At 39.8% G+C, this 13,860-nt stretch carries 10 protein-coding genes; 9 read left to right on the forward strand and 1 reads right to left on the reverse strand.

Annotated features, from left to right (window positions below; all coding sequences use genetic code 11):
* Nucleotides 1-320: 320 nt before the first annotated feature.
* The 6 genes from E0E36_RS12355 to E0E36_RS12380 all read left to right on the forward strand — a co-directional run bounded on the left by E0E36_RS12355 (nt 321) and on the right by E0E36_RS12380 (nt 12,044).
* Nucleotides 321-3,266, forward strand: a complete 2,946-nt coding sequence (locus tag E0E36_RS12355; protein ID WP_242627197.1) for a SusC/RagA family TonB-linked outer membrane protein — start codon at nt 321-323, stop codon at nt 3,264-3,266.
* Between the two features lie 30 nt (nt 3,267-3,296).
* Nucleotides 3,297-4,943, forward strand: a complete 1,647-nt coding sequence (locus tag E0E36_RS12360) for a RagB/SusD family nutrient uptake outer membrane protein (RefSeq protein WP_130856223.1) — start codon at nt 3,297-3,299, stop codon at nt 4,941-4,943.
* Between the two features lie 42 nt (nt 4,944-4,985).
* A complete protein-coding gene (locus E0E36_RS12365; RefSeq protein WP_130856224.1) occupies nt 4,986-6,428 on the forward strand; it encodes an alpha-L-fucosidase in 1,443 nt (480 codons plus the stop codon).
* Nucleotides 6,429-6,431: 3 nt separating this feature from the next.
* Entirely contained in the window at nt 6,432-8,744 is a 2,313-nt protein-coding gene (locus E0E36_RS12370) for a GH92 family glycosyl hydrolase (RefSeq protein WP_371718394.1), read from the forward strand.
* A 71-nt stretch (nt 8,745-8,815) separates the two neighbouring features.
* Nucleotides 8,816-9,541, forward strand: a complete 726-nt coding sequence (locus tag E0E36_RS12375; RefSeq protein ID WP_013665339.1) for a basic secretory protein-like protein — start codon at nt 8,816-8,818, stop codon at nt 9,539-9,541.
* A gap of 217 nt (nt 9,542-9,758) precedes the next feature.
* Nucleotides 9,759-12,044 carry a GH92 family glycosyl hydrolase gene (locus E0E36_RS12380; protein WP_130856225.1) on the forward strand — a complete coding sequence of 762 codons (2,286 nt, stop codon included), beginning with the start codon at nt 9,759-9,761 and terminating at the stop codon, nt 12,042-12,044.
* 73 nt (nt 12,045-12,117) lie between these two features.
* On the opposite strand, the gene E0E36_RS12385 is transcribed toward E0E36_RS12380, so the two are convergent.
* On the reverse strand, nt 12,118-12,372 hold the full coding sequence (locus E0E36_RS12385; protein ID WP_130856226.1) for a hypothetical protein: 255 nt from the start codon (nt 12,370-12,372) through the stop codon (nt 12,118-12,120).
* 159 nt (nt 12,373-12,531) lie between these two features.
* Between E0E36_RS12385 and E0E36_RS12390 the strand changes: the two genes are divergently transcribed.
* The 3 genes from E0E36_RS12390 to E0E36_RS12400 are packed head-to-tail and all read left to right on the forward strand — an operon-like array spanning nt 12,532 to nt 13,692.
* Nucleotides 12,532-13,296 carry a sensor histidine kinase gene (locus tag E0E36_RS12390; RefSeq protein WP_130856227.1) on the forward strand — a complete coding sequence of 255 codons (765 nt, stop codon included), beginning with the start codon at nt 12,532-12,534 and terminating at the stop codon, nt 13,294-13,296.
* Between the two features lie 7 nt (nt 13,297-13,303).
* Nucleotides 13,304-13,459, forward strand: coding sequence for a response regulator (locus E0E36_RS12395; RefSeq protein ID WP_130856228.1), 156 nt, complete (start codon nt 13,304-13,306; stop codon nt 13,457-13,459).
* 17 nt (nt 13,460-13,476) lie between these two features.
* Complete coding sequence (locus tag E0E36_RS12400) at nt 13,477-13,692, forward strand: response regulator (RefSeq protein WP_130856229.1); 216 nt, start codon at nt 13,477-13,479, stop codon at nt 13,690-13,692.
* The last annotated feature ends 168 nt before the right edge of the window (nt 13,693-13,860 follow it).

The raw sequence follows: 13,860 nt of genomic DNA on the forward strand, positions 1-13,860 counted from the left end.
GACAACTTTTTCTTTCGTCTAGACTTACCTTTACGCGAGTAATCAGACTAATACTTTAAGCCTGTTAAACTTTCGGGATAGAAATAATGATCTCTTTGCTATAGCTAGTGTTTAGGCAAAGCTAAAACGTTTTTATTAACAAAACAAGATACAATGATAAGATAGTTTACGAATTACTTTCTAATTATGACAGGTCAACAGTCGCTTGACTAGCTTACAATTAAACAAATACCAACCAATCATTTAACAATATGTATCATTTTTTACCAATCAAAAAAAGTAAAAGGACAATATTTCCGAAATGGCAGTTTCTTTTTACGATGTTTATTTTATTCAATACTACGCTTTGGGCGCAAAATCGAACAATTACGGGTATTGTTACAAGTGGGGTGGATCAAGCACCTTTACCTGGGGTTTCTGTTTTAGTAAAAGGTACTAGTACCGGTACTACCACGGATGAAAAAGGAAGATTCACTTTGTCTGTACCGGAAAAGGCTGTTCTATCGGTTTCGTATATTGGGTTTTTGTCAGAGAACGTGGATGTCGGTAAGCAAACAAACTTGTCAATCATACTTCAATCAGATACTAAAAGTATGGACGAAGTAGTCGTAGTAGGATATGGCAGCATCAAGCGAGGAGATTTGACATCTGCAACAGCGCATGTAGGCCCAAAAGATTTTAGACAAAGTGGCGCCAGAAATGCGATGGATTTATTGCAAGGAAAGGTTGCTGGTTTGCAGGTCACTAGATCTGGCAGTAATCCGAACAGCGGTGTTTCAATCCAATTGAGAGGAGCTACTTCGATCATGGGAGGAAACTCGCCACTGATTGTTGTCGATGGGATACCTGGTGGTAACATGGACTTACTTCAACAAGAAGATATCGAGTCAATCGATGTGCTTAAAGACGGCTCCGCTGCTGCAATTTATGGTACGCAGGCAAATGGCGGAGTTATCTTGATAACGACAAAAAAAGGGAAGCCAGGGCAAACGCGTTTTGATTATGCGAATTATTTCCGAAAAGAATTTGTTCAACGTCAACCGAAGTTTCTTTCAGCTGACGAATATCGAAAAAAAATGGAGGATGGAGTTTTTACGGGTACAGATGGCGGAGCTAATGTAAACGCTTTCGACGAATTAATCAATAAAGACAATATCAGTCAATATCATACCTTGGCTATCTCTGGTGGCGGAGAGAATAACAGCTTTCGTGCGAGCACTTACTATCGGAATTTAGAGGGGATTGCCAAAGAAAACGGGCGACAAGAGTATGGCATTAGAGCCAATTTCAATGGGAAAGGGCTCAATGATCGCTTAAATACCTCCGTTAATTTAGTTACCAATTACAACAATGCAAATTTATTAGGTGGTGGCGGATGGGAATGGGCTTATACCAGAAATCCAACACAACCATTAAAAAATGCTGATGGTTCTTGGTATTACGAGCAAACAACGACGAACGAAGTAGCTCGTTTGTATGAAGAAAAATATAGGCGACAGCAACAGACATCTTCGCTCGACGGAAAAGTGAGCTATATGTTCTTAGATGGATTAAACGGATCTGTTTTTGGATCTATACAGCGAAATTCCTATACAGATAGTTATTACGCAAGCTTGAATTCAGAACCGTCATTTAAGAATGGTAACGGTTATAAGGGTGAAGCGGAACAAACTTCTTTTTTGCGTACGGATTATGCGTTTGAGCCTACAATCGATTATAAAACGATTGTTAACGAGGATCACTCAATTACAGCAGTAGCGGGTTACAGTTATCGCCGTTCGGTAGAACAAGGATTTGATGCTAAAAATTTCGGTTTTTCAAGTGATGTACTTGAAGACAATAAGTTGCAAACAGGAAACGCCTTAATTGACGGGAAAGCCGAGATGAACAGCAATAAATGGGATAGCAAATTGATTGCCTTCTTCGGTCGAGCAAATTATTCTTATAAGGGGAAGTATATGTTCCAAGGAATTTATAGAAGAGAGGGATCTTCCCGTTTCGGGGCGAATAACAAATGGGGAAATTTTGGATCAGTGTCTGCTGGTTGGAATATTTCTGCAGAAGAGTTTATGAAAGAGGTCTCTTTTGTGGATGACTTGAAACTAAGGGCAGGCTACGGAGTTACAGGAAATCAGGATATCGGAAACTATAACTCTCTTGTAACGTTGGGCACAGGGAATTTTTATATTTTTCCGGAAGGAGAGAATGGAATTTGGAGACAGACCTACGGCCCTAATAGAAATCCTAATCCAAATTTAAAATGGGAAACGAAAAAGGAATTCAATATAGGTTTAGATTTCTCTCTGTTTAATGGGAAATTAGGTGGGTCAATTGACGCATATAAACGAGTTACGGACGATTTATTGGGCGAATATAAATCGCAGCAACCTCCTTTTATAAGGGATTTTTTAGTTACAAATGTAGGCCAATTATCCTCGAAAGGTATCGAATTGACTTTAACGGCATCGGTAATTCAGACGGATAAAGTTACATGGCGAACAGATTTTATAGCTAGCAGCAATAGTGCCCGAATGGATAGCTTTTCAAATGATGTTTATAAGGTTAGCTATCGTGACTTCGGCTCAATTGGAGGTGCTGGCGCACTTGGTGACGCTTTCAGAGTAATGGAAGGTGGAAAGCTCGGAAATTTCTATGGAAAACGTTTTGCTGGATTTTCTGAGGATGGCAAATGGCTTTTTTATAAAAAGGATGGTTCAGCGGTGCCGTTTGATCAAATAAACGACTCGAGAACGGATTTAGAAAATACCGATTTGGCGGTTATTGGCAATGCCATTCCGAAATTTTATGCTAGCTGGAATAATACCATAACCTATAAGAATTTTGACCTAAGAGTGTTTTTTAGGGGACGTTTTGGATATGATGTTTTAAATACAACAGAGCTTTCCTACGGCAATCGCGTGGCGTTACCTAATAATGTGTTGGAATCAGCCTTTACTAAACATGAAGCCTTGAGTGACACTTATATGTATTCCGACTACTATATAGAGAGTGGTTCTTTTGTGAAGCTTGACGAAGTGACTTTGGGCTATACATTTAAGCTTAACACAGCGAAGTTGCGTAATTTTAGAATATACGTAACCGGACAAAATTTAGCAACCTTTACAAGTTACTCGGGTGCCGACCCGGATTTTATCCTAGATAATGGCTTCGGAAATGAAATTAATGGTAGAAGGCTAGGTTTGGATCCAAGAGACCCTTACCCAAGTACGCGCTCCTTTTTAGTTGGGCTGAATATCGGATTCTAGTTTAGTTGATTCACTGAAAATATTTTTGAAATGAAATACTTAAAAAATATCGGTCGTGCTGTATGTTTCTTGGCACTGTCGTTACATATAAACGCATGTACTAATTTGGATGAGAAAGTTTATGATGAATTGGTAACAGATAATTATTATAATAATAGAGAGCAGGTTTTATCAGCTGTTTTACGACCGTATACCCATGCAAATGCTTGGGCTACGCCTGGACAGGATGGTTGGTGGAGACTCAGTGAGTATGCAGCTGACCAGTTGGCGTGGCCAGTTAAAGGACGTCATGGACAGGATGGAGGAAAGTGGATGCGCTTGCACTATCATACTTGGATTCCCGACGATACCTTTATTTCAGGTGCCTGGAATTTAATGTGGTGGGGTATGGGTTTATGTACTGATCCTATCGAAAACTTAGAGAAACGTGATATTGCTGCAATGGGAATAACAGAGGAAGAAAAGGCGGCATTTATTGGAGAGCTAAAATTATTTAGAGCCTTCCACTATCTAAAAATTATGGATCTTTGGGGCAATGTTCCAATTGTGACCAAGGTTGGTGAACCCCTAAGCCCGGAAACTGCTTCGAGACAGGACGTATTTAATTTTATTGAAAAAGAGATTCTGGAGAATATGAATAATGTGCCTGTTCTTTCTAGGCAAATGTTGGGAAGAATGTCGCGTGCGGGAGCTTACGCGATGTTGGTAGAATTATACTTAAACGCAGAAACATGGACTGGCACACCTAGATGGGACGATTGCATAAAGGCTGCGGACGCCTTAATCAATGGGGAGGCTGGCGGACAAAACGGCGCTTTGGTATTGGAGCCCAATATTTTTGACGCATTTAAACCCCAAAATGATATTTCAAAAGAGGTGGTGTTTTCCATTGCGTATGATTTTCAACGAGCTAACACCCAGCCGCAGTGGACAGGTGATATGTTTTATTTTAATCAACGTGGTATCACGGGAGGCGGAAGAAATGGCAACGATGGTTGTGTCGTGATTCCCGGTGTATATAGTACATTTAATGAAAAAGATAAAAGGAGAAATGAATGGCTGCTAATTGGCCCGCAATATCGTTTTGATGATCCAACAAAGCCTGTTTTAGGAGCCAATGATGAATATCAAGATCAGCCTCTAGTGTTCGTAGATAATATCCGTAAAAATCTCGAAGCAATCAACAACGGGACGGATCCGGAAAAATTACCTTCCAATATGAATACAGGGGAAGGCAATAGTGGAGTACGTTTCAATAAGTACCAATTAGGCGATTTAGCTCATCCATATTATAATAGCACAGATTGGAACGTGTATCGTTTAACTTGGATTTACTTTGCCAAGGCGGAAGCACTGATGCGAAAGAATGGCGGTGTAGCGACACAAGAAGCTGTAGATCTCATAAATGCAAGTAAAAGACGCGCTTTCGAAGCCGAAGATTGGGATGCGATTGCTTATACTACAGGATCATTAACTCTGGATGAATTACTCGCTGAAAGAGGACGTGAATTTATTTTTGAAGGTTTTAGAAGAACGGACTTAATCCGCTTTGGTAAATTTCATACGGAAACTTGGTGGGATCATCAACCAACCGATGCCACAAAGGCTTTGTTTCCAATTCCCAATCAACAGCGTATATTAAACCCTAACCTTCAACAAAATCCAGGTTACAATTAAGTACATTTGATCCATGGATGCAAAGAAACCTCATTTGCATCCATGGATACCAATACAAGCCATTATGAAAAGCATATGATACGATACCTAAAGCAAACAAAATCTATTCTAGCTGTAGTCATTGCCATTAGTTTAAGCTGGTCTGTTGCCTATGGACAGCAGAATTCTTCCGTACTCAAGGATAGGCAACAAGCCTTTATTGATTTGGCATTCGGTATGTTCATCCATTATAATATACCTACGTATATGGAAGATGACTGGGCTGATCCTGATGCATCACCGGCCATTTTTAACCCCAAGCGGCTAAATACTGATCAATGGGCAGAGGCTGCGAAAAGCGCGCACATGAGTTACGGATGCCTTACAACCAAGCACCATAGCGGTTTTGCTATTTGGGATACGAAGACAACCGATTATAACGTAATGAATAGTCCCTTGAAACAAGATGTTGTAAAAGCTTACGTCACCTCCTTTCGTAAAGCAGGACTGAAGGTCATGTTGTATTATTCCATTTTGGATATCCATCACCAGCTTAGACCGGGCCATATAACAACCGAGCATATTAAGATGGTAAAAGACCAATTAACTGAACTACTTACTAATTACGGAGAAATTGAGGCACTAATTATCGATGGATGGGACGCACCTTGGTCACGTATTTCTTACGACGATGTACCCTTTGAGGAGATATATAGACTTATAAAGACCCTACAACCAAATTGTCTGGTAATGGATTTAAACGCTGCGAAATATCCCACAGAAGCACTTTTCTATACAGATATAAAATCTTACGAACAAGGAGCAGGGCAGCATATATCGAAAGAACAAAATAAATTGCCGGCACTTTCTTGTTTGCCTTTACAGGCGAATTGGTTTTGGAAGTCGTCTTTTCCAACTTCTTCCTTAAAAGATGTAGAAAGTTTAGTGAACGACAACCTTATACCTTTTAATCAGGTTTATTGTAATTTTATTCTGAATGTAGCTCCAAATCGTGATGGTATAATCGATGACAATGCTCTCGAATCATTAAAGAAAATAGGGCAGCTTTACCAAAGACCAAAGAATCTACCAACATTACCACCCAACGATGGGCCAATTATTTCATCCAATTTGGCTAAAATGAAGTCAGCTAATAGTAGTTGGAGCTATGACATGAATATTATGGACTTTGCCAACGACGATAAATTTAGCACCTTCTGGCGTGCTCATCCAAGTGTAAAAGAACCTTGGCTAGAGATCGATTTGGGAAGAGAACAGCCGTTCAATAGCGTGGTAATAACAGAAGAGAAATCCAATGTGTCGGCTTATACATTAGAGTATTATGCAGAAGGAAAATGGACACCCTTAGCAAATGGACGCGATGAAAAACGCGTGAAGATTATTCGTTTTGATACTGTTTGGGCACAAAAATTAAGAGCCCGCTTTGGTAGTTTCAAAGAAGCACCTGCCATAGCGGAATTTGGCATTTATAATGAAAGACGATAAGATATGATGATAAATAAAATAAAGGCGTATGCTTTTGCTGTCTTCATGATCAGCGGCTTAGGGGCCCTGCAGCCTGCATGCGCGCAAAGTAATGAAGTAATGGTCGACCCGGTCGACTACGTAAACCCCTTAATGGGCACCGACTCAAAAGTTTCCTTGTCTAACGGAAATACATATCCTGCAATTGGATTGCCTTGGGGAATGAACTTTTGGACACCGCAAACGGGTAAGAATGGCAATGGCTGGCAGTATACATATGCGGCTGATAAAATTCGAGGTTTGAAGCAAACGCATCAACCATCCCCTTGGATGAACGACTACGGACAATTCTCTCTTATGCCGGTAAGTGGTAAAGCGGTATTTGATGAAGAGGACCGAGCCAGCTGGTTTTCGCATAAAGCGGAAGTATCTAAACCTTATTACTACAGCGTGTATTTGGCAGACCATGACGTAACCGCCGAGGTAACGCCTACCGAAAGAGCAGCCATGTTTCGTTTCTCTTTTTCCAAAACCGATAGTGCGTTTGTAGTATTGGATGCTTTTGACCGTGGTTCGAAGGTAAAAATAATCCCGGAAAAGAATATGATCGTTGGATATTCTTCCCGTTACAGCAGAGGAAAGCTAAAGAATTTCAAAAATTATTTCGTAATCGTCTTTGATAAACCGTTCAGCAATTTCGCAACTTGGGCCGATTCAACGAAATATCCCAATCGAACGGAATTGGCTGCTGATCACGTAGGTGCCGTTGTAGGGTTTTCAGTGCGTGGAAAGACAGATCAGGTACATGCAAAAGTGGCCTCTTCTTTCATTAGCGAAGAACAAGCATTGCTTAATTTGAAAGAACTCGCCAATGATTCATTCGATCAAATTGCCGGCAAAGGACGTGCAGTATGGAATGAGAAGCTGGGCAGACTGCAGGTAGAGGGTGCCAGTGTTGATCAGTTGCAAACTTTTTATTCCTGCTTATACCGTACGCTATTTTTCCCCAATAAGCTTTATGAAGTAGATGCAAAGGGCAAAATTGTCCATTATAGTCCTTATAATGGTGAAGTTCTTCCAGGATACATGTTTGCCGGGACAGGTTTTTGGGATACATTTAGAGCTCTTTATCCATTTTTAAACCTGATGTACCCTTCCATCAATAAAGAAATGCAAGAAGGGCTTATTAATGATTACAAAGAAGGGGGATTTTTACCTGAATGGAGTAGTCCTGGTTTTGCTGATATTATGGTCGGTAATAACTCAGCTTCAGTTGTAGCTGATGCGTATATAAAAGGCCTAAGGGGATATGACATTGAGAAATTATATGAAGCCTTGATTCATGGCGCCAATAATGAGGGGCCGATGTCTGCCGTTGGAAGAAAGGGCGTTGAATACTACAACAGTTTAGGCTATGTTCCCTACGATGTAAAGATTAATGAGAATGCGGCGAGAACATTGGAATATGCCTATGATGATTTTGCCATTTATCAACTGGCAAAAGCACTTAAAAAGCCAAAGAAGGAAATCGAATTGTATGCAAAACGCAGTCAAAATTATCGTAATCTGTTCGATAAAGAATCGAATTTAATGCGGGGAAAAAATAAAGACGGCTCTTTTCAGTCGCCTTTTAATCCGCTTAAGTGGGGAGATGCGTTTACCGAAGGTAACAGCTGGCATTATTCCTGGAGTGTTTTTCATGATGTGCAGGGACTTATCGACTTAATGGGTGGTGAAAAGATTTTTGTAACCATGCTCGATTCTGTATTTAACCAGTCGCCCACCTTTGACGATAGCTATTACGGAGGTGTTATTCATGAGATTAGGGAAATGCAGATCGCTAATATGGGGCAATATGCTCATGGAAACCAGCCTATTCAACATATGATCTATCTTTATAACTATGCGGGGCAACCCTGGAAAACCCAATATTGGGTACGAGAGGTTATGAACCGGTTATACTTAGCTACTCCTGACGGCTACTGTGGAGATGAAGATAACGGCCAAACATCGGCATGGTATGTATTTTCCGCGTTAGGCTTCTATCCGGTATGTCCTGCCACTGATCAATATGTTTTGGGTGCCCCTTTGTTCAAAAAAGTAATATTACGCCTCGAGAACGGTAAAAGATTCGAAATTGCGGCGCCGCAAAATAATAATGAAAATCGTTACATCAAAGACGCCTTGTTAGACGGTAAGGCTCTTGATCAAAATTGGATAAGCCACCAACGTATTTTAGATGGTGGTCAGTTGTTATTTCAAATGGATAAAACACCCAATAAAACGAGGGGGACCAACGCAAAAGCATATCCTTTTTCGTTTTCATCAAGCAATTAGTAACGAAACCAAAAAACGCAGCAAGACACGTTGCTTAAAAGGCTTCTGGTCATGCATTAAAATTTTCAATAATGTTTATTTCAAAATTCAAAGTACTTTCACTAATCGGGTTCATTTATATACAGTGTCAGGTCGCTCATGCTCAAAATCGCTGGGATGCAGTAGATGAAGATATAAAAATAGCTACGTCTGTCGATACAATGAAGCAGGGAAAATATAGTTTGATATTTATTAACAAATCGGTGGACTTCGATACGGTGGTTAAAAAGAGGCTTGTTGAAGTCTTTTTTATAAATTATCCCAAAGAGGCTAAAATATATAATAAGAAAACGACAAGGAAGGTTGTTTTTGTAATTGATCCCGATTATAAAGGTGTTGCTGCTGCGGCTGGAGGTGTCGTACGTTTTAATCCCCTATGGTTTAAGAAGAATCCAGGTGATGTAGATGTCGTTACGCATGAAGTGATGCACCTTGTCCAATCTTATCCGGACGGTGCGGGGCCAGGCTGGATAACAGAGGGGATTGCGGATTACGTGAGGTTTACTTTGGGTGTCGACAACGAAGGGGCAAACTGGAAACTACCGGAATTTGACGAAAAACAATCTTATGAAAACGCATATCGGATAACTGCCCGCTTCTTCTACTGGATTGAAAAAAACATAAAAAGGGGCACGATTAAAAAACTAGATGCAGCAATGCGCACTAAAACGTATTCGGATATTTTTTGGGAAAAGAATACCGGTAAAACCGTAGACGAACTATGGGCTGAGTATGCAAAAAAACCAACAATTAGCTAATATATTTACACGTAGACGGCCGTTCAATCCTCATTTTGGTTTGTTGATAAGGATTGCGGCTGTCTTTATTATAAGAGCAATAACGTATTCCTCTTAACGTTTTATAAAAATATTTCGCTTTTAACACTAAAATGGCTTATTTTAAGAAGTAGGTGTAGTGAAGCGAACCCTTGGGTACTCTTTAAGATAGCAGTGGATAATAAATAAGTAACTATATATGAATAAATGGAAGAAAATCTTGATTTTTCTTATGCTCCCGATAGGGGCATATGCGCAAGATTTATCGTTGGTGCAGTATGTTAAACCAATTATCGGAACAGCAAAAATGGGACATACCTTTCCCGGAGCGACGGTACCGTTCGGTTCGGTACAGCTTAGTCCGGATACCGATACCATTCCGTATGCCGTGGATGGGAAATATAATGGGGAAGTATACAAATATTGTGCGGGTTACCAGTATGCGGATCCTACAATCGTAGGTTTCAGTCATACGCATTTTAGTGGAACAGGCCACTCCGATTTAGGCGATTTTTTAATTATGCCTACCACAGGAGACGTGCAGATGAATCCGGGAACGAGTGATCAACCTGAAAATGGTTATCGTTCAGCCTACAGCCATGATAATGAGGTTGCAGAGCCTAATTACTATCGGGTAAAACTAGATGATCATCAGATTTTGGCAGAATTGACTACCTCTGCTCGGGTTGGATTTCACCAATATACGTTTCCAAAATCAAGTAATGGTCATATTATTCTCGATTTGATGGCTGGAATTTACAACTATGATGATAAGAACGTATGGACTGTTGTACGGGTAGTCAATGATAGTTTAGTGACCGGTTATAGACAAACTAATGGTTGGGGGCGAACGCGAACGGTTTACTTTGCGATGAGTTTTTCGAAGCCTTTTAAAGAATATGGTACCCAAAATAATGACCCTGTACAGGTATACAAAGGCTTTTGGCGAAAATTCAATCAAGAGAAAAATTTTCCGGATCTTGCTGGAAAAAAACTCAGAATGCACTTCGATTTTAGTACTGAAGAGGGAGAAAAGGTCAAAATAAAATTTGCCATAAGTCCTGTAAGTATGCAAAATGCGCTGGCTAATATGCAAGCTGAAATTCCGCATTGGGACTTTGACCGAGTTAAACACCATGGACAGCAATTATGGGAAAAAGAGTTGCAAAAGATCGTTGTTGATGTTCCAACTAATGAGGATCGTATTAACTTCTATACGGCAATGTATCATGCGGCCCTTATGCCGACAATGTACATGGATAACAACGGTCAGTATAAAGGCTTGGATCAAGAAGTGCATCAGGCGGATGGATTCACGAATTATACATCTTTTTCGTTGTGGGACACGTTTAGGGCTTTTCATCCCTATCTTAATCTCGTCAATCCGAAACGAAACGCCGATATGGTAGCTTCTATGATGGCACATTATCAACAAAGTGTTTTGCATATGCTTCCTATTTGGTCGCATTATGCAAACGATAACTGGTGTATGAGCGGTTATCACAGCGTATCGGTTATTGCAGATGCTATCATAAAGGGTGTTTATAAAGGGGATGCATTGGCCGCATTAGAGGCTTGCATCCAAACTGCAAATGCCAGAAACTATGATGGTATTGGTGCCTATATCGACAAAGGATATGTTCCTGCCGATATTTCCGGAACCGCTGTATCCAATACACTCGAATATGCCTATGACGATTGGTGTATCGCTCAGTTAGCTAAAAAATTGGGAAGAATGGATGTGTATCAGGATTTTATTAAACGGTCATCCAATTGGAAAAACGTATATGATCCTTCCGTTGGATTTATGCGTCCGCGGATGACTGATGGCACCTTTAAAAGAGATTTTGATGTACTTAAGACCGATGGACAAGGATTTATTGAAGGGAATGCATGGAACTTTAGTTTATATGTGCCTCACGACCCTGAAGGAATGATGGTCAATATGGGCGGTAAGAAGCGTTTGTCCCGCTATTTAGACTCGCTATTTAGTATGCATTTGCCAGATGAGTTCTTCGCACATACGGAAGATATTACAAGAGATGGCATTATCGGGAATTATGTGCATGGAAATGAGCCTTCGCACCACGTAGCTTACTTGTATAATATAACAGGTGAGCCTTGGAAGGCTCAGCAAAAGATCCGAATGATTCTTAAGCATCAATATCACAATGGGGCAGACGGTTTAGGTGGAAATGATGACTGCGGCCAAATGAGTGCTTGGTTCATCTTTAGTTCGCTAGGCTTTTACCCGGTGGCTCCGGCATCTGACGAATATTGGTTGGGAAGCCCCGCCGTTCGAAATGCAAAATTACAGTTCGACAATGGGAACACCCTCATAGTAAAAGCGATTAATCAGTCAGATAAAAATGTTTTTGTTAAGAAAGTAACGCTAAACGGTGAAGAAGTTAAGAGCTATAAGCTAAAACACGCTGATTTAATGAACGGAGGAGAGCTCATCTTTTATATGAGTGAAAAAAAGTAAATAAAAAGCCGATGACTGCCGCGTAACGGCAATCATCGGCTTTTATGACGCCTTAAACGCTTAACTGATTTCTCTATTCTCCTGCATCAATTTCGATTTCAATACCTTTCTCTTGATAATAAGAAAAGTTATTAAGTACTTCGTCTATACCCAATAACTCCTTTTCACTTAACGCTGTAACGGACGCATCGTCCATAAGTTCCCCTCTTTCAGGCTCTTTGCTCGGAATGTATACTAAGTCGTCGCCGTCCCGGGCACTTGCTATTAATGTAGTAAATCCGTTTTCCTTCAATTTTTTTAATAAAGGAACAGTTATTGGCTCGTTCATAAAAATTTGTGTTGATAACTACTTAACAAATAGAGGCATTTGGGTGTTTTATTATTTTATATAAATATGCGCAGAAAAAATATTAGCTTTAACGATAAACATCAAAAAGACAATATTTTTGAACAATGGGTTTGGTGTTTTCTAATCGATTTGTTATAAATGCTATCAAAAAGTAAAGAGGAACTATTAGCAGTCATCGCAGAGCAAGAGAGAACTATCTTGAAGTTGGAGGAGAGTAATCAATTGAAAATAAAGTGGATTAGTTTGCTTGTGCATGACCTGAGAGGTTTTCTGGGAAATACAATTTGGTTTGTAGATAACTATTTAAAGCGCGGAATTGGCGACGAGGTGTTTTTGGAGCTATTACCGGAATTAAAAAAAACAGCCGAGCTGCAGTTGGAGGGGTTTAACAAAACCGTTGTTTGGGCAAGAGAGCAATCGGTGGTGTTAGATGAGGACCCCGTAGCACTTAATTTGAAAGCCATTATAGCTTCCGTATTGGAACAGCATAATGCTGCTATCCAAGCAAAGCAAATAACAGTCTCCGTCTCTTATTATGAAGAAGTAATGCGCGCTAGTGGCTATCCAATGCTGACTCAGTTTGTTATTAAGCATGTGCTGGATAATGCTATTAAATTTACTGATAAGGGAGGAAGTATCTCTATTAGATTGGAACAAGTGGATAATAGCAGAATATATGTTGACATTGTAGATGCCGGAATAGGAATGAATGAAGAAACACTCAAAAATATTTATAATCCAGGTAAGATCAAGTACCTTGGGACTGCAGGGGAAACAGGAATTGGGATTACGTTAATGATTTGCCGAGATTTTATGGATATGCAAAAGGGAAGACTTTCTGTACAGTCGTCCCTTGGAAGCGGAACAACAGTAAGACTTGAATTTATAAAAGCTACTAATTGATGAATTTATGGCCACGCCCCACATATTAATAGCCGACGATCATTCTATTGTTAGGTTGGGTATTTCCCTTATTATTCAAAAGCAATATCCCAAAGCCATTATTAGACAAACGGATAACTACCAGGGGGTATTGGACATGGTAGCAAAAGAAGACTTTCATTAATCGTATTAGATATCAAAATGCCAAATGGAAGTTTTCAAAAGACCTTGAATTTTATCAAAAAGAAACGATGCGAAACAAAGGTATTGGTTTTTTCTACACTTGAGGAAGAACTTTACGCCGCTAAATATTTGAAGGCAGGAGCTGACGGCTTTCTTCAAAAACAAGTAAGTGAAGAAAGTGTGAGGACTGAATTGGAGAAAATGATACGGAAAACAGGGTACACCAACAGCTGATAGCTAGGATAGCAGCTTGTAAAACCAAAATTGTTTGTGTACCAACTGTTCCTTTTTGTAAATAAGTAACACTTTGAAAAAATATTTGAATTTTTTTTATTAAAATAAAAAATAAATTGTATTTTTATCAAAGAATATAAACTTATATCATATCGACGTTTTTCATGT

Origin of the sequence: Olivibacter jilunii (assembly GCF_900607235.1) — a bacterium.
GTDB lineage: Bacteria > Bacteroidota > Bacteroidia > Sphingobacteriales > Sphingobacteriaceae > Olivibacter > Olivibacter oleidegradans.

What these genes read in the sequence shown, in the direction of transcription:
- E0E36_RS12355 (WP_242627197.1), top strand. Translation starts at nt 321, where the DNA reads ATGTTTATTTTATTCAATACTACGCTTTGGGCGCAAAATCGAACAATT.
- E0E36_RS12360 (WP_130856223.1), top strand. Translation starts at nt 3,297, where the DNA reads ATGAAATACTTAAAAAATATCGGTCGTGCTGTATGTTTCTTGGCACTG.
- E0E36_RS12365 (WP_130856224.1), top strand. Translation starts at nt 4,986, where the DNA reads ATGGATACCAATACAAGCCATTATGAAAAGCATATGATACGATACCTA.
- E0E36_RS12370 (WP_371718394.1), top strand. Translation starts at nt 6,432, where the DNA reads ATGATGATAAATAAAATAAAGGCGTATGCTTTTGCTGTCTTCATGATC.
- E0E36_RS12375 (WP_013665339.1), top strand. Translation starts at nt 8,816, where the DNA reads ATGTTTATTTCAAAATTCAAAGTACTTTCACTAATCGGGTTCATTTAT.
- E0E36_RS12380 (WP_130856225.1), top strand. Translation starts at nt 9,759, where the DNA reads ATGAATAAATGGAAGAAAATCTTGATTTTTCTTATGCTCCCGATAGGG.
- E0E36_RS12385 (WP_130856226.1), bottom strand. Translation starts at nt 12,372, where the DNA reads ATGAACGAGCCAATAACTGTTCCTTTATTAAAAAAATTGAAGGAAAAC.
- E0E36_RS12390 (WP_130856227.1), top strand. Translation starts at nt 12,532, where the DNA reads ATGCTATCAAAAAGTAAAGAGGAACTATTAGCAGTCATCGCAGAGCAA.
- E0E36_RS12395 (WP_130856228.1), top strand. Translation starts at nt 13,304, where the DNA reads ATGGCCACGCCCCACATATTAATAGCCGACGATCATTCTATTGTTAGG.
- E0E36_RS12400 (WP_130856229.1), top strand. Translation starts at nt 13,477, where the DNA reads ATGCCAAATGGAAGTTTTCAAAAGACCTTGAATTTTATCAAAAAGAAA.